Below are 16,999 nucleotides of genomic sequence, written 5' to 3' on the forward strand. Positions count from 1 at the left end.
TAATGCCAGTGTAAGCACTGTTCAGCCGTCAGGCTGTTACAGCATTGCTTCAGCCAGCCAATCAGACAAGCCGGACTGGGCAATGGTTTGCTGCTCAGCATCATTCCGTAAATCCTTGATGGTGATCTGTTCTGCTGCCAATTCATTCTCACCCAGTAACAAGGCAAAACGAGCACCACTTTTATCGGCTTTTTTCATCTGGCTCTTGAAGCTGCCACCGCCGCAGTGGCACTGTATCCGCAGCCAGCTGTGTTCTTCGCGCAAGCGATCGGCCAGCAACAGTGCGGCCATGTCTGACCCTTCACCCATGGCGCAGAGGTACAGATCGACGGTTTGGGTGACCGCCGAAGGAATCACATCCAGGGTTTCCAGCAGCAGGATCAGCCGCTCAATCCCCATGGCGAAACCCACCGCCGGGGTCGGTTTGCCACCCAGCTGTTCCACCAGACCATCGTAACGGCCACCAGCACACACAGTGCCCTGGGAGCCAAGCTGGTCCGTGACCCATTCAAACACGGTCTTGTTGTAGTAATCGAGCCCACGTACCAGACGCTGGTTGATTTCATAAGCAACCCCGGCGGCATCCAGAATGGCACGCAGTTTGGCAAAATGTTCCCGGCTGTCGTCATCGAGATGGTCGTGCAACTGCGGGGCATCAGCCAGCAGCGCCTGGGTGTTGGGATCTTTCGAATCCAATACCCGCAGCGGGTTGCTTTCCAGACGACGTTGACTGTCTTCGTCAAGCTGGTCCTTGAACTGACTGAGATACGCCACCAGAGCGGCCCGATATTCAGCCCGGGCGGCGTTGCTGCCCAAAGTGTTCAGCTGCAGTGTGACCACATCCTTGAGGCCAAGTTGCTGCCATAAGCGGGCTGTCATCAAAATCAGTTCGGCATCGATATCTGCGGTGGCAATACCGAAGGTTTCCACACCCACTTGAAAGAATTGGCGATAGCGGCCTCTTTGTGGCCGCTCATGACGAAACATCGGGCCGGTGTACCATAACCGCTGGGTCTGGTTGTACAGCAAGCCATGTTCTTCACAGGCACGTACGCAGCTGGCGGTACCTTCCGGGCGCAGCGTCAGGCTGTCGCCATTACGGTCATCGAAGGTGTACATTTCTTTTTCGACGATATCCGTCACTTCACCAATCGAGCGCTTGAACAGGTTGGTGCTCTCAACAACCGGCATCCGGATTTCATCATAGCCATGTCCAGCCAGCAGATCCTTGACGGTACCTTCCAGGTACTGCCACACCGGGCTTTGCGCTGGCAGGATATCGTTCATGCCGCGAATGGCTTTTATTTTCTTGGACATAATCTCTGGGTTATTCCTGTAGTTCTGCAGTCTCAAATTCTGCTTTCTGCGGTCTCAGCCGGAGACAATCAGATTGTCACGTTCTTTGTCGAGCTGGTCGGCACGTTCACGAATCAGACGTTCGAGATCATCCACCAGCGTCTCGTTGTTCAGCTTTCCGGCCGGTTTGCCATCGATATACACCAGGTTGGGCTGACCACCGGCCAGACCCAGGTCAACTTCCTTGGCTTCACCAGGACCGTTCACCACGCAACCGATCACCGCTACATCCATATTGGTGCGAATATCTTCGACCCGGGTTTCCAGGTCGTTCATGGTCTTAATAACATCGAAGTTTTGTCGTGAGCAGCTGGGACAGGCAATAAAGTTGATGCCTCGGGAGCGCACTTTCAGTGACTTCAGCATATCCCAGCCGACTTTGACTTCCTGTACCGGGTCTGCTGCCAGCGACACACGAATGGTGTCACCGATACCGTCCCACAGCAGCAGGCCCAGACCGATGGAGGATTTGACCGTACCACCACGCAAGCCACCAGCTTCCGTGATACCCAAATGTAACGGCTGTTCGATCTGGCTGGCGATTTGGCGGTAAGCGGCCACCGTCATAAAAATATCGGAGGCCTTCAGACTCAGCTTGTATTCCTGGAAGTCGAGGCGATCGAGAATATCGATATGGCGCATGGCCGATTCCACCAGCGCTTCCGGGGTTGGCTCGCCGTATTTTTTTTGCAGATCTTTTTCCAGCGAACCGGCGTTCACACCGATCCGAATCGGAATATTATGGTCACGAGCAGCATCCACTACCGCACGCACACGGTCTTCACGGCCAATATTACCGGGGTTGATACGTAAACAATCCACTCCCAGTTCAGCCACACGCAAGGCAATGCGGTAGTCAAAGTGAATATCGGCCACCAGCGGAATATTGACCTGCTTGCGGATCCGGCCAAAGGCTTCGGCAGCATCCATAGAAGGGACAGAAACCCGCACGATATCGGCACCAGCATCCTGAGCCTGCTGAATCTGCGCTACCGTAGCCGCGACATCCGTGGTTTCGGTGTTGGTCATGGTCTGGATCGAGATCGGTGCATCACCGCCAACCGCGACGTCACCGACCATGATCTTGCGACTTTTTCGACGTTTGATCGGATTTTCAAAATGCATCAGTCAGTCTCGCTCGTACCGGTTATCAATCGTTGCTGCTGTCCAGGGATTCCTGGTACAGACGGTATTCGTTGGAATTCGGAAATTGTTTTTTCAGTTGCGTCGCCAGCGTAATGACCTTGTCGGTATCCTGACGAATCGTCGCCAGCTTGATACCCAGCCACAGGCTGTGCGATGTATGACGGGTGTTACCCTTGCTGACCAGGCGATCCAGACGGTCAAAATACTTGCGTGACTCATCGTAGCGCTGGGCTTCAAACAACAGGGTGGAGACATTCACCAGCGCATCAACACTGTATGGCGACAAACGTAATGCTTCCATATAGCTGTCAATGGCATTGGACGGCTGGTTCTGGCGGTAATAGTTCATCGCCAGGTCGTTATACGCACTGGCGCGGCTGTCGTAATAACGATCTCCGGCTGCCGTTTCGAGCCATTTTTTCGCCTTGTCATACTCTTTCATCTGGATATACAGCCGTCCCAGATGATGTTTGGCGGCGGTATACGAGCTGTCGTTGGCAATGGCCTTACGCATAAAATCTTCCGCCAGGTCGTACTCGGCTTCCATTTGCCACACCAGCCCCATGGCGTCGTTGGCAGGGGCATGATTCGGGTCCATGGCCAGTGCTTTTTGCAACCTCTGGCGGGCCAGGTCCGGGCGATTCTGTTGCAGGTAACCAAAGCCAAGCTGGGTGTAGTTTTCCAGCGCCTTGTCCGGGTTCTTGTTTTTTTGCAAGCGGCTTTCGGTGGTGGTTACACAGGCCGTCAAAACCAGTGCCAGGGTAATCATGACCAATTGCTGCAAGATATTACGGAGCTGTCTCATACCTGAGGGCCTTATTGGTTGGAATCCAGTTGCACCGCATTGATATAACGCTCACTGCGGCGAGTACGATCCTCGACCTTGCCGACCAGCTGGCCGCAAGCGGCGTCGATATCATCGCCGCGTGTCGAACGTATTGTCACAATATGATTCTGACTGACCAGATAATCACGGAAACGGTACACGCGATTATTGCTTGGACGTTTGTAGCCAGAATTAGGAAACGGGTTAAATGGAATCAGATTGATCTTGCAAGGTACCTGTTTCAGCAACTCTGCCAGCTCAATCGCCTGTTCCAGACTGTCGTTGATACCATCCATCATGGTGTATTCAATGGTCGCCTTGCGTCGATCCGGCAACCTTGCCAGATAACGATTGGTAGCAGCAATCAACTCGGCAATCGGGTATTTGCGGTTGATCGGTACCAGCTGGTTACGCAACTCGTCATTCGGGGCATGCAGTGATACCGCCAGCGAGACGTCAGTGACTTCTCCTAGCTTATCCAGCATCGGCACCACACCGGAAGTACTCAGCGTTACCCGACGTTTCGACAAACCGTAGGCATTGTCTTCCATCATCAGATGCATGGCATCGACGACGTTATCAAAATTCAACAGCGGTTCGCCCATGCCCATCATCACCACATTGGTAATACGACGTTCACGGCGTTCACCAGGCTCATGAAAACTCATCGAGGCGACGTAGACCTGGCCAATAATTTCCGCCACTGTCAAATCACGGTTAAAGCCCTGCTTGCCGGTGGAGCAAAAGCTGCAATCCAGCGAGCAACCTATCTGTGAGCTGACACACAGGGTGCCGCGTTCTTTTTCCGGAATGTACACGGTTTCAATCGAGCTGCCGCCAGGCATACGCATTACCCACTTGCGGGTACCGTCGGCAGAAATATTTTCATAGACCACTTCAGGCAGACGGATCTCGGCGAGATCAGCCAGTTTGGCACGCAAAGGCTTGCCCATATTGGTCATTTTTTCGAAGTCGGCTTCGCCATACTGATGAATCCACTTCAGCATTTGCTGGGCACGGAATTTCTTTTCACCAATATCGGTGAAAAAAGCTTCCATTTTTACTGGAGACAAGCCCAGCAAATTGATCTTTTGAGTGGTATCGGTCATCAAGCAGTTACCTGGCGTAGCGCTTCCGAGCAGGAAAAAACAGAACGAACGGGAGCAAACCGCTCCCGTTCAGACAAAATCAACGTGCGCAGATTTCGTCAGCAGAGAAGAAATAAGCAATTTCACGAGCAGCAGATTCTGCAGAATCAGAACCGTGTACTGCGTTGGCATCAATGCTTTCAGCGAAATCAGCGCGGATAGTACCGGCTTCAGCTTCTTTAGGGTTGGTTGCACCCATCAGTTCGCGGTTCAGCAGGATAGCGTTTTCACCTTCCAGAACCTGTACAACGACAGGACCAGAAGTCATGAAACCAACCAGATCCTTGTAGAAAGGACGTTCTTTGTGCTCAGCGTAAAAACCGCCTGCTTTATCATCATCCAGGCGCACCATTTTGGCAGCAACAACACTCAGGCCAGCTTTTTCGAAACGGGCAATGATGTCACCGATTGCATTTTTGGCAACGGCATCTGGTTTGATAATAGACAGTGTACGTTCAACAGCCATGTGTAACTCCAATAGTAAATGTATTCAGGGGGTTAAAAATCCGGCGGATTATACGCACGTTTTGGTAAAAGGTGTACGCATGTAACCGCTGTCAGACCCAACCCCGTCTCAACCCCGGCTGGTCTGCTGACGTAACCGCGTTACAATCCGGCTCACCTGCTCAATGGCAAAGTCAATATCGTCCTCAGTGGTGTAACGGCCGACACTGAAACGCAGCCCGGCATGAGCCAGCGCATTGCTGCGTCCAATGGCTTTTAACACGTAAGAAGGCTCGATACTGGCAGAGGTACAGGCCGACCCGGACGATACCGCCACTTGCGCCAATGAAGCGAGCAGGATTTCACCGTCAACCCCGTCAAATGACAGATTAAGCAGACCAGCAACCCGCTGCTGGGCATGGCCATTCAGATAGACATCCCCCAACTCCAGCAAGGCCTGCTGTAACCGCTCGCGCAAGGCCGTGATACGCGGTAACTCTTCCGCCAGCAGGGTCGCGGCCATTTGCGCAGCCGTACCGATACCGACGATCTGGTGGGTTGGCAAGGTGCCTGAGCGCATGCCGCGCTCATGGCCACCACCGTGAATCTGGGCATCAATATGCACCTGTGGCTGACGGCGTACATACAACACGCCGATGCCTTTGGGGCCATAAAACTTGTGGGCCGATACCGATAACAGATCTACCCGCCAGTGGTTAACATTCACCGGCAGCTTGCCAACCGCCTGGGCAGCATCCACATGCAGCAGCGCCGGGTGATCACTCAACTGCTCTGCCACTGCGGCGATATCCGTCAGGGTACCGATTTCGTTGTTCACCGCCATCAGGGAAACCAGTACGGTATCGTCCCGCAAGGCATCGGCGACCTGTTGCGGCTGGATCAGACCATCGGCATCTGGCGTCAGCAGGGTAATGGCGACATCCTGTTGCTTCAGCCAGGCCAGGGTATCGAGTATCGCCTTGTGCTCAATGGCGGAACTGATGATATGGCAGGATTTGCCCGGATGATGGCGGCGGTAATATTCAACCACCCCTTTAAGGGCCAGGTTATTGCTTTCTGTTGCACCGGAGGTCCAGACAATTTCACGCGGTTCGGCACCCAATACGTCAGCCACCTGACGCCGGGCTTTTTCAACCGCCTGTTCCGCTTGCCAGCCAAAGCGATGGGAGCGTGAAGCCGGGTTGGCAAAATTGCCATCCATGGTAAGGCAAGCCGTCATGGCCTCAGCCACCGCCGGGTCAACTGGCGTCGTGGCAGCATAATCAAGATAAAGGGTTTTCATTGCAGATCCAAATCACATCGGGCGAAACAGATAACAGATAGTGTAGCGCTGCCACCAAGAGCGTCAGAATACAGTAAACACATGGCGGCAACGGGGAATAATAACGCAAAATTGCCGCTGATCGACAACAACCGCAGTTTACTCTCCTGATACGACTGGTCGGCTTATGGCGTCGCGGACCTCTTTGATCCGGCTAACCTAACCATCCAATCAAACCGTTCAATCAAACCATCCAATCAAACCAAGCAGGTCGATCCGTTAACCCAAAGACACCGTTCAAACACCCGCTTGTCTGTCACTGCCCCTGGCTGTTACCGAGTGCCAACGGTGAAGATGATCAAACAAGGCCGTGTTTGACCGTGTTTGCCATACGCTTGTTGCGTTGCTGTCAGCGCCAGAAAAGAACAGTTCTGCAAGGCTGCAAGGGCTAGCCGTTCATGGCATCCGATAAAAATGCATTGATACGATTGCCGGTCTGCATATCCTGACGGTGTGCCGTGTGCTGGATTTCCTGGCGGGCAATCAGTTCTTGCAAGCTGATGGCCGACAGAAAATCGTGTATCTGCTCACTCAGATCCAGCCACAGATGATGGGTCAGGCATTCATCACCCTTCTGGCAATCTCCGCGTTTACTGCAGCGCGTGGCATCCATGGATTCATTCACGGCATCAACAATTTCTGCCACATTGATGGTATCCATTGCCCGGCCAAGACGATAACCACCTCCCGGCCCACGGACACTGGAAACCAGTTCACGACGTCGCAAACGAGCAAACAACTGCTCAAGATACGACAGGGAGATGCCCTGCCGTCCAGATATATCGTTCAGGCTGACAGGGCCATCTTCTGCGTGTATGGCCAGATCCAGCATGGCTGTCACCGCGTAGCGGCCCTTGGTTGTCAGTCGCATATAACAATTCCTCCGATCGGGTCGGTATTATGTTTATATCCGACTAATACAGTCAACTAAGTAAAACGTAAAGTAAGCGGTAAAGCCTGTCCGTTGCCCCGGTTTCAGTTCTCACCGCTCTGATCCACCCACACAGGCCTTTTGATCAGCCCTCTGAGGGGCTTCAATCAGAAGTCCGTTCAGTAGTCCGTTCAGGTTCAGCTTCTGTTGCTGCAGTGTTTGGTGCTTCGGTGGCTGGTAATTCATCCTTATCCACCGCGCCTTGTTTGGATGCGCCAAGCGAATCTGGCGTTGCCTCATCCTGATCATCCCCCAGGCAGACAAAATGCTCCCGCTCCAGCTCTGGCAGTGCGTCGTCGCAGTTATGAATACCCACCTGATGCAGGGCCTTGCACATGCGATCAATCTTGCTGTCCACCGCATCCATATGATCCATCATATTGTGGATCGAGCGAGCAATCGGGTCCGGGGTACCATCGGCAATACCGTAGGCGTCAAATCCCAGTTTTTCAGCCATACGGACAGTCCCTTCTGGCAAGGGATTTTTCTTGCCTGCCATCCGTACAATACGACCAGGAATCCCCACCACGGTAGCGCCGTCCGGCACGGGCTTGGTCACGACCGCATTGGAGCCGATACGGGCATTTTCGCCCACTTCAATTGGCCCCAATACCTTGGCACCGGCACCCACGACAACACCGTTGTGCAAGGTCGGGTGACGCTTGCCCTTGTTCCAGCTGGTGCCACCCAGGGTGACGCCGTGATACAGGGTGCAGTCATCACCGATCTCTGCGGTTTCCCCAATCACCACGCCCATGCCGTGATCGATAAAAAAGCGGTGACCAATCGTCGCACCCGGGTGGATTTCGATACCCGTCAGCCAGCGACTGCCGGTCGATAACAGCCGTGCCAACCATTTGAAGCCACGACGCCATAAACCATTGGCCAGCCGATAATGCAAAATGGCATGAACCCCCGGATAAGTGGTCAGGACTTCAAACGTATTACGGGCTGCGGGGTCGCGCTCGAAGACGCAGGCGACATCTTCACGGAGTTGTTTAAACATCAGAATGGCTCCCTTGGGTAGCACCATCAATGGCATCATCCATCGGTAGCTGGGCATCCGATCGCGGTGGTGTCTGAGGTGAGAATGATACATCGGTGACTGGTTGATCCTGGCGACGTCCAGCATGTTGCTGTATCGCTGCCAACATACCGCGCACCATATTGATTTCCATCTTGTCTGGCTCCGCCCGTTGATACAGGCGACGTAATCGGGTCATCAGTTGCTTGGGGGTATTTGGGTCCAGAAAGCCGATATCCACCAGTGTTTGCTCAAGGTGCAACATCATGCCGTTCAGCTCCTTGTGTGTGGCTGGCGGGTGATCCCATTCCACTCCCCAGCGTTGCCCCATCACCGCCGCCGTGTTGTCGGCATGGTTATCCGCCGCCGCAATGGCTGCCAGTCGCATTTCGTAACACAACACCTGAACGGCCTGCGCAACATTCAAGGAGGAAAAGGATTCCACCGTCGGAATATGAACATGGGCATGGCAGAGGTGCAGTTCTTCATTGGTCAGGCCGCGGGACTCTCGCCCAAACACCAACGCCGCACGAGCGCCGGTTCCTGTTACCTGACACACACTCTCGGCCGCTTGCCTTGGGGTCATCAAAGGCCAGGGAATATGCCGACTGCGAGCACTGGTGCCGACGACCAGACTGGCATCGGCAATGGCCTCTTCCAGGGTTGGTACAATACGCACCCGCTGCAGAATATCCTCCGCCCGGGATGAACGTGCCAGGGCCTCATCGTTAACGGTCGCGATCGGATCAACCAGAATCAATTGCCCCAGCCCCATGTTTTTCATGGCCCGGGCAGCAGCGCCAATATTGCCGGAATGCGTGGTATTTACCATCACGATGTCAATGGCATCGAGCAGAGGATAATGGTCACCTGCGTCTGAAATCACTTCACCCACCTTTCACTGTGCAACCATCAAGGATGGCTTGCTGGACGCAGCACCCGCCAATCGTCTGATTTATGTGGCAGGAACTGCTAAAAACCGCGAAGTGTAGCGAAAACATGCTTCGCCAACCAGAGCAGTACTGATATAATCACCGGTTCCCCGTTCTTTAAGAGATAGTTATCGCAATGCAGCCCATGGTGAACTTGGCGTTGCGCGCTGCGCGCAATGCGGGTCAGGATTTGGTCCGCCGACTGGACCGCTTCGATTCGTACCAGAGTACGGATCAGGAAAAAGCGAAGTTTATTGCAGACTGCACCATTGGTCTGGAAAAAAGCATCATCTTTGAACTGAAAAAGTCCTATCCGGAGCACAGCTATAACGGCCGTGAAACCGGTGTGAACTCAGGTGTTGAGAAACAGCCAATCTGGCAGATCTGTGTCATTGATGATATCGCCAACTTCCGTGTCGGTATCCCTGCGTTTGCCATTATCGTTGGCTGCCAGATCAATGGCAAAACCGAGCATGCGGTGGTAACCAACCCAATCAATGGCGATGAATTTACGGCTTCCCGTGGACGTGGTGCCCAACTGAGTGGCCGTCGTATCCGCTGCGGCCAGATCAACAATCTGTCCGATGCCATCGTTGGCTATACCCAGCCCGTTGGTGTTGGTGAAGATGCCTACGTCCAGCGCGAACGTATTATGAAACTGATGGGCAAGACCTATGAGTTGCGTAATATCGGTTCCAATGCCTTGTCTATCGCCTATGTCGCCGCCGACCGTTTCCAGGCCGCCGCATTAAGCAACGTTGACGAATTCAGCCTGCTCGCTGGCGGTCTGATCGCCTCTGAAGCGGGCTGTCTGATCTCAGATATCCATGGTGAACCACGTGTGCGCCAGGGCGGTAACTTGCTGGTCAGCAACCCACGCTTGCTCAAAAGCCTGATGTTCAAAGACTAACAGGCATTCGACTGCCATCCTTGGGTATTTTCTATCCAATGGTCTGGCAGGTCCCACAAAAAAAGCGGCCAAGGCCGCTTTTTTTGTGCAGTATCAGCAGGCTTACTGCACCGCAGAGACATCTTCGGCTTGAGGGCCTTTATCGCCTCGCACCACAGTAAACTTGACTCGCTGCCCTTCTGCCAAGGAACGATGCCCTTGACCACGAATCGAACGGAAATGCACAAACACATCTTCACCGTTATCCCAGGTGATAAAGCCAAATCCTTTTTTGACGTTAAACCATTTCACTACGCCTCGTTCACGTCCATCTTCAACATCTTCCTCCACCACAGTGCCGGTGCTGCTGCGACTGCTGACTGGCTGTTCAACACTGGCATTACCCAGTGAAACCACCAGCAAGCCAGCGCCAAAGGCAGCGGCAAAGACAATCAAGACCAAACCAGCGGGCAATGAAACACCATCCATCAGCCCTTGAAACGACAACCACAAAGCGACTGACACAATAACAGCTGTCAGTAATGCCAAACTTAATTTACGAACCATTGCGATACCTATAATTAACGTTTAAAACTGTTTTTAATTCTGGATCATGAGGCCATCGGGCCTCTCCGCATGAAATCCTAAATCCCTTAAAAAATCAATATGATAGCCATTGCCCCCCAACACAGTGAGCAAACCCGTATGAATAGTAGTACAAAGACCCCCGATCAGCACCGTTCTGACACACTGCAGCTGCTCGACCGTATTACTGAGCTGGAAACCCGGCTGAGCTATATGGATGAAACCGTCGACACCCTGAATGAGCAAATCACTCACCTGTCGGCAGACTTCACCCTTGCTCGTCAGGCCATGCAGCTGATGAATCGCCGTCTGGAACAACTGGCAGCCAATACCGGCGACCTCAAATCCAGCCAGGATGATGCCCCACCTCCACACTATTAATCTGTGCCCGCCCGATCACCCCAAAGGGATCACACAAAAGGACAGTATCGATGAACCGGTTCTCTCGCTGGCAACTGCGGCCACTTGGATGGCTGCAGGCACTACTTTACAGCCTGATCAAAACCCGCCTGATTGGCCCGGCCCAACAACCCGCCACCCACAATACCTTGCGGGTTTATGCCCTGCTTTATCCTTCGCTCTCAGAAACCCTGGTCATTGACCGCGAAGTACAGGAGCTGAACTGGGCCAGCCCCCTGGATGCCGCCAACTCGCTCAACCAGACGGGACTGCCATCGTTTTTCCATGTTTACGGCCGTTCAAGAAGCCTTTTCCACCGTGCTGGCAAACCGGTCATCTGCGATTCACTGAAAATGCTGGCCGAATGGCAATTGGCCCACCCGGATCGTCCTCTTGAAGTGGTTCCTGTACGGGTTTTCTGGGGCCGAGGCCCCCAAAAAGAAGGCTCTTTCCTGCGTATCTGGCTGCAAAACAGCGGCTCGTTTGGTGGCCGTCTTCTGACCCTGCTGGCGATTTTATTTAATGGCCGCAATACCTTTGTCCATTTCAGCCAACCGTTATCACTGCAACAGCTGGCGCAAAAGGCTCGCACTCCCCACCGCCTGGCCCGTAAAACCGCGCTCTTGCTGCGTATCCATTTCCGTCAGGTCTCCGCCACTGTCATTGGCCCTGATCTCTCTCACCGTCGTACCCTGATCAGCCAGATTCCGAATCGCCCACTGGTGCAGACAGCCATTGAACAGGCGATAAAGGAACAGAACCTGACCCTGCCCCAGGCGCGTCAGAAAACACGCCAGTATGCCGACGAAATCGCCTCCAATATTTCCTATACCACGGTGCGGTTTATGGATGTCCTGCTCAGCTGGGTCTGGAATACCCTTTATGACGGCGTTCAGGTCAACCATATCGACCCGCTCAAAACAGCCGCCCGCGATAACGAGATCATCTACGTCCCTTGTCACCGCAGCCATATTGACTACCTGTTGTTGTCTTACGTGCTGTATCACAATGGCTTGCAACTGCCGCAAATCGCTGCTGGTATCAATCTGAATCTGCCAGTGGCGGGACCCATATTACGTCGAAGCGGGGCATTTTTCATGCGTCGTTCATTTCGTGACAACCCCTTGTATGCCGCGGTGTTCGACGAGTATTTACACAGTATTTTTACCCGGGGTTATGCAGCCGAGTATTTTGTTGAAGGAGGCCGCAGTCGGACTGGTCGAACCCTGCAGCCCAAAGCCGGCATGCTGGCCATGACGGTGCGCAGCTATCTGCGTGACTGCCGCAAACCCATTCTCTTTATGCCCGTGTATCTGGGCTACGAAAAGGTCTTTGAAGCAGGCAGCTACCAGAAAGAACTGAATGGCAAGAAAAAACGGCAAGAAAGCCTGCTTGGTGTTTTCGCCACACTGAAGTCCTTTCGACGCCATTTTGGCAAGGTACAGGTTACTTTCGGCGAACCGATCTACCTGACCGAATTCCTGAACCAGCAGTACCCCGACTGGCGTCAACAGACTGCTGCCGATCATCATTACCGCCCGGACTGGGCACGGCCAGTGGTCGATCAACTGGCCCGGCGTATCGTCACAGGTATCAATCAGGCTACCTCCGTCAACCCCATCAACCTGGTCGCCATGGCACTACTGACCAGCCCTCGTGAAGCCATGGAAGAAAGCGTCCTGATCCAGCGACTGGAAAACTGGGCAGCCCTGATTCGGCAACAACCACTCAGCAATCGTACCCAGGTAACAGAAGGCAGTGCCAGCGACTGGATTCAGCAAGCCGAGACACTTGGCAGCATCCAGCGCCAGAGCCACAGCATGGGCGACCTGATATACGCCGACGATCGCCGCGCGATCGCCCTGACCTACTATCGCAATAACGTCTTACACCTCTTGGCCATCCCGTCGGTACTGAGTTGCCTGCTGGTGCACCGCCAGCCACACCAGGCCAAACAATTACACGCTCTGGTGCTGACCCTTTACCCCTATTTGCAGGCCGAGCTGTTTTTACCCTGGTCAAAGGCACAACTGGAAGCAGTGATTAACGACTGGCTCGACACCCTGTGCCAGGCCGACTATCTCGAATGCAGCAACCATCACTATTGCGCCGTGGATGACCGTGAAGCCAGTTATACCGAACTCACGGCACTGGCAACCCTGATGATGCCAACCCTGGAACGTTATTACCTGACACTGGCCCTGCTGCGTCAGCGGCGGTCCGCTACCCTGACGGCAGAGCAGCTGGAGCGGCAATGCTCACTGATCGCTCAGCGAATCAGCTTGCTACATGGCCTGAATGCCCCCGAGTTCTTTGATACCAGCTTGTTCCGGACTCTGGTTGCAGAGCTACTGGAACAGCAGATTCTGACCCGACAAGACAACCATGGGGTACTGGTATTTGGTGAAGCCCTGGTCACATTGACCGAGCAGCTCGAACAGGCGCTCGACGGCCCCATGCGTCACAGCATCCTGCGCTGTATATAGACAGAAACCGATCATATACAAGCGCCAGAAGCTGACTCAGCCAATGGCGCCACTTTCGCCAACACATACACATCGAAGCGATTGGACTTGCCCCTCAGGGCATAGGAAGGAGCACGATTGGCCAGCGGTGCCGCCTTGCGGCCCCGCTTTACCACCACCCGGCAACGCGCCGCTTGTAACGCAGCATCGAGTAACTCATCGGCATCCGCATCACCCCCCACCAGCGACCGGAATGCCTGCATGTCTTTTTTAACCTGGGCCGACCCCTTGGCATCCTCGCCAAACATAGGGTCGAGATAGACCACATCCGGCCGACGTGCCATATCCGCTTCCGGGATCAGTAACGTATGGCTGGAGCCAAACGAAAAACGGATACGGCGCACAATGTCCCCGGCTTCAACATCTTGTCGACCACGTATCAACCCATCGTCCAGCAAGGCCGCCACGACCGGTTGCCGTTCATGGGCAACCACCTGGCAGCCCAGTGTTGCCAGCACAAAGCTGTCGCGTCCCAAGCCGGCGGTTGCATCGATAACACTTGGCTGATAAGCCCCGGAAACGCCAACCGCTTTGGCGATATCCTGACCCAGCCCGCCACCAAAACGGCGACGATGCGCCGTAGCACCGGCCGCAAAATCAACTCGCACCACCGCCTTGCCACCTGCACCTTCTCGCAGCGACAAGCCATCGCCACCCAGACACAAATGAAAACCGGGCTGCTGCAGCCGCTCCACAGTGGCCGCCGTCAGGCCATAACGTTCAGACCAGACCGCTGCTTCAGCCGCATACTCTGGCGCCAAACAAATCAACTCAGCCATGGTGCTGCCACTCAGACAAAAAACAGAAACAGCATCGCACCCAGCAACAAGCGGTAAATCACAAACGGCAGCATACCCAGCTTGTCGACCAGCTGCAGGAAGTAGTGAATCCCCGCCCAGGCGCTGATGCCCGACACCGCCATCCCCAGCAACAGGCTAAACCAGTCCACTCCATCGGCAGCCTGAATCAGCTCCACCACTTTGAGGCCGGATGCTGCCAAAATCAGCGGGACCGACAACAGGAAGGAAAAACGGGCCGCATCCAGGCGATGAAAACCCAAAAACAGCGCCGCCGTCATGGTGATACCAGAACGCGAAGTCCCTGGAATCAGTGCCAGCGCCTGAGCCACCCCGATAATCAGAGCCAGGGCAACGGTCATCTCGACCAGGCTATGACGGCGTGACTGACAGCGGTCCGACAGCCCCAGTACCACACCAAAGAGGATTGTCGTGGTTGCAATCACCATGGTCGAGCGCAGGTTGGCTTCAATAAAACTCTCACCCAGCAAGCCAACAATCACCGCCGGTACCGTGGCAATCGCCACCATCCAGGACAAGCGACCATCTTCATTGGGGGTGCGGCTAAACCCGGTCGTGACCCAACCGACAATCATGCGTTGCAGCTCATTGCGGAAATACCAGACAACCGCCAGCAAGGTGCCAAAATGCACCGCGACATCAAACGCCAGTCCCTGATCCGGCCAACCGAACACCTGTGAGGGTAAAATCAGGTGAGCCGAGCTGGAGATCGGTAAAAACTCGGTAATCCCTTGCAGAATTGCCAAGACAACAGTTTCAAAAATTCCCACGATTGGTTCCTCAGCGTTTGAGCAGGCTTGGTTGCTCGTCCAGTTTTTTCCATGCGACGGAATCGCGCAAATATACGGGGGGGAAATCCTCGATGCCAGCAAATTCCCCTTGCTGCCAGGCAGCCATGACCTGATCTGCGGCGTAGTGGCTCAAAGGCTCAATCCCTTCGATCAGCGCTAGCGCGACCGGGTTATCATCCAGCGCAGCCAGCAGCGATACGCCATTGCCAGCCATCACACAGTCATTCGGATCAAGCTGCCGGGTCTGTAGCAACGCCTGCAACTGTTCGACACAGTGTCGGGGCTGACTGACTTGCTCAGTACCCAGCAGCCGACAAAGCGGCCCATTACGCTCGTACACAGCCCAGAATACTTCACCCATATGAGCATCCAGCACAGTTACCACCCGGCCTGCTGTTGTCTGCGTCAGCGCCTGTTGCGCCAACAGTTGCAGGGTAGAAAAGCCATATACCGGCACATTCAAACCCAGGGCAATCCCTTGAATCACACTGACGGCAATACGAATACCGGTAAACGAACCCGGACCACGGCTAAACGCCAAACCATCCAGCGCTGACTTGTCCACTGCGGCAGCTACCAGCACCTCATCGATCATCGGCAACAAGCGCTGGGCATGGCGGCGGGGCTGTCTTTCGGTCAGATCCTGGACACCCGCGGCGGAAATCAGGCTGACGGAACATAATGCCGACGAGGCATCAACAATCAGCAAATTGGCCATTCCAAACCCTGCCCTCTCGTAAAAAGCGCGCAGTATAGCAGAGCCAATCCGACGCGCTGGCAAAACACCGGACATAAATACGGCGCACAAACAGCAGCCATAAAAAAAGCCCCCGAAGGAGCTTTTTTTATGGCTGGCAGGTGGTTAACCCAGCGCAGACATCACGGTATTGGTAATGTCTTGCATGGAGCCTACACCCGGAATATGGCTGTACTTGGGTGAGCTGGCATCCTGCTTGGCTTCCAGTTGCTTGTAGAAAGCAACCAGCGGCTCGGTTTGTTCGTGGTAAATAGACAAACGTTTGCGAATGGTCACTTCCTGGTCGTCGTCACGTTGTACCAGATCTTCACCGGTTTCATCGTCTTTACCGGCCACTTTTGGCGCATTGTAGATTACGTGGTAGACACGGCCAGAGCCTGGGTGCACACGACGGCCACTCAGACGTTTGACGATTTCTTCATCATCAACATCGATTTCAACGACATGATCGATCACCACGCCAGCTTCCAGCATGGCTTCCGCTTGAGGAATAGTGCGAGGAAATCCATCAAACAGAAAACCGTTAACACAGTCTTCCTGAGTAATACGTTCCTTGACCAGACCGATAATGATTTCATCCGAAACCAGACCACCGGTCTCCATGATTTCCTTGACCTTGAGGCCCAGCTCAGAACCTGCCTTGACTGCGGCACGCAGCATGTCACCGGTTGAAATTTGTGGAATATCGTACTTTTCACAAATGAACTTGGCCTGAGTGCCTTTGCCGGCACCTGGTGCGCCCAAAAGAATTACGCGCATGCGCTTCCCCTCGTTGTTAGATTGGTTTGGATCCATCTGGTTAATTTATGGTTATTTTTTAACCAGCCAAAAAATAGCTGTAACCTTACTCTGGCACAGGTCTGATCTCAACTTATTGTGACCAAAATCCTGTGGGAGTAACGCCCGACTTTGGTATACCGCATTGATTGTTATCATTTTAACGCGGCGTATTACGACCTGAGGTGCTATCCCCAGGTCGTATATAATCAATCAATCTGGCCCGCTTGTCTTGGTCAAAAAATCCTGTTTCTTGCTCAGAAAACAGGGGCAGGCAATCTGGTGATCCATCGAACCGGCCATACTTTA

At 54.0% G+C, this 16,999-nt stretch carries 17 protein-coding genes; 3 read left to right on the forward strand and 14 right to left on the reverse strand.

Annotated features, from left to right (window positions below):
- Positions 1-36 precede the first annotated feature (36 nt).
- The 9 genes from hisS to Q4551_RS09700 all read right to left on the reverse strand — a co-directional run bounded on the left by hisS (position 37) and on the right by Q4551_RS09700 (position 9,103).
- On the reverse strand, positions 37-1,317 hold the full coding sequence (gene hisS / locus Q4551_RS09660; protein WP_303433366.1) for a histidine--tRNA ligase: 1,281 nt from the start codon (positions 1,315-1,317) through the stop codon (positions 37-39).
- Positions 1,318-1,371: 54 nt separating this feature from the next.
- A complete protein-coding gene (gene ispG, locus Q4551_RS09665) occupies positions 1,372-2,481 on the reverse strand; it encodes a flavodoxin-dependent (E)-4-hydroxy-3-methylbut-2-enyl-diphosphate synthase (RefSeq protein ID WP_303433367.1) in 1,110 nt (369 codons plus the stop codon).
- 25 nt (positions 2,482-2,506) lie between these two features.
- On the reverse strand, positions 2,507-3,307 hold the full coding sequence (locus Q4551_RS09670) for a tetratricopeptide repeat protein (protein WP_303433368.1): 801 nt from the start codon (positions 3,305-3,307) through the stop codon (positions 2,507-2,509).
- Between the two features lie 11 nt (positions 3,308-3,318).
- A complete protein-coding gene (gene rlmN, locus Q4551_RS09675) occupies positions 3,319-4,437 on the reverse strand; it encodes a 23S rRNA (adenine(2503)-C(2))-methyltransferase RlmN (RefSeq protein WP_303433369.1) in 1,119 nt (372 codons plus the stop codon).
- A gap of 79 nt (positions 4,438-4,516) precedes the next feature.
- Positions 4,517-4,942: a nucleoside-diphosphate kinase gene (gene ndk, locus Q4551_RS09680; protein WP_303433370.1), complete on the reverse strand. Its 426-nt coding sequence runs from the start codon at positions 4,940-4,942 to the stop codon at positions 4,517-4,519.
- Positions 4,943-5,050: 108 nt separating this feature from the next.
- A complete protein-coding gene (locus Q4551_RS09685) occupies positions 5,051-6,223 on the reverse strand; it encodes an aminotransferase class V-fold PLP-dependent enzyme (RefSeq protein ID WP_303433371.1) in 1,173 nt (390 codons plus the stop codon).
- A gap of 427 nt (positions 6,224-6,650) precedes the next feature.
- Positions 6,651-7,133, reverse strand: a complete 483-nt coding sequence (gene iscR, locus Q4551_RS09690; protein ID WP_303433372.1) for a Fe-S cluster assembly transcriptional regulator IscR — start codon at positions 7,131-7,133, stop codon at positions 6,651-6,653.
- A gap of 163 nt (positions 7,134-7,296) precedes the next feature.
- Positions 7,297-8,199 carry a serine O-acetyltransferase gene (cysE, locus tag Q4551_RS09695; protein ID WP_303433373.1) on the reverse strand — a complete coding sequence of 301 codons (903 nt, stop codon included), beginning with the start codon at positions 8,197-8,199 and terminating at the stop codon, positions 7,297-7,299.
- Positions 8,192-9,103, reverse strand: coding sequence for an RNA methyltransferase (locus Q4551_RS09700; RefSeq protein WP_368501382.1), 912 nt, complete (start codon positions 9,101-9,103; stop codon positions 8,192-8,194). The genes cysE and Q4551_RS09700 overlap by 8 nt, the downstream gene beginning before the upstream one ends.
- 191 nt (positions 9,104-9,294) lie before the next feature.
- Here Q4551_RS09700 and Q4551_RS09705 point away from each other — a divergent pair, with 191 nt between their 5' ends.
- Positions 9,295-10,059: an inositol monophosphatase family protein gene (locus Q4551_RS09705; protein WP_303433374.1), complete on the forward strand. Its 765-nt coding sequence runs from the start codon at positions 9,295-9,297 to the stop codon at positions 10,057-10,059.
- A gap of 102 nt (positions 10,060-10,161) precedes the next feature.
- On the opposite strand, the gene Q4551_RS09710 is transcribed toward Q4551_RS09705, so the two are convergent.
- Positions 10,162-10,605, reverse strand: a complete 444-nt coding sequence (locus Q4551_RS09710) for a cold-shock protein (RefSeq protein WP_303433375.1) — start codon at positions 10,603-10,605, stop codon at positions 10,162-10,164.
- 138 nt (positions 10,606-10,743) lie between these two features.
- Between Q4551_RS09710 and Q4551_RS09715 the strand changes: the two genes are divergently transcribed.
- Positions 10,744-11,004 carry a SlyX family protein gene (locus Q4551_RS09715; RefSeq protein ID WP_303433376.1) on the forward strand — a complete coding sequence of 87 codons (261 nt, stop codon included), beginning with the start codon at positions 10,744-10,746 and terminating at the stop codon, positions 11,002-11,004.
- Positions 11,005-11,054: 50 nt separating this feature from the next.
- Positions 11,055-13,508 (forward strand): glycerol-3-phosphate 1-O-acyltransferase PlsB, encoded by a 2,454-nt coding sequence (gene plsB, locus Q4551_RS09720; protein WP_303433378.1) that lies wholly within the window; start codon positions 11,055-11,057, stop codon positions 13,506-13,508.
- An 11-nt stretch (positions 13,509-13,519) separates the two neighbouring features.
- Here plsB and Q4551_RS09725 read toward each other — a convergent pair whose 3' ends face one another.
- From Q4551_RS09725 to adk, 4 genes are all read right to left on the reverse strand, one after another.
- Entirely contained in the window at positions 13,520-14,326 is an 807-nt protein-coding gene (locus Q4551_RS09725) for a class I SAM-dependent methyltransferase (RefSeq protein WP_303433379.1), read from the reverse strand.
- Between the two features lie 11 nt (positions 14,327-14,337).
- Complete coding sequence (locus Q4551_RS09730) at positions 14,338-15,135, reverse strand: undecaprenyl-diphosphate phosphatase (protein WP_303433380.1); 798 nt, start codon at positions 15,133-15,135, stop codon at positions 14,338-14,340.
- 10 nt (positions 15,136-15,145) lie between these two features.
- Positions 15,146-15,874, reverse strand: coding sequence for a tRNA (adenosine(37)-N6)-threonylcarbamoyltransferase complex dimerization subunit type 1 TsaB (gene tsaB, locus Q4551_RS09735; RefSeq protein WP_303433382.1), 729 nt, complete (start codon positions 15,872-15,874; stop codon positions 15,146-15,148).
- 144 nt (positions 15,875-16,018) lie between these two features.
- A complete protein-coding gene (adk, locus tag Q4551_RS09740; RefSeq protein WP_303433384.1) occupies positions 16,019-16,672 on the reverse strand; it encodes an adenylate kinase in 654 nt (217 codons plus the stop codon).
- Positions 16,673-16,999: the final 327 nt, after the last annotated feature.

Source organism: Oceanobacter sp. 5_MG-2023 (genome assembly GCF_030548165.1).
In the GTDB taxonomy this organism is placed as follows: Bacteria; Pseudomonadota; Gammaproteobacteria; order Pseudomonadales; family Oceanobacteraceae; genus Oceanobacter.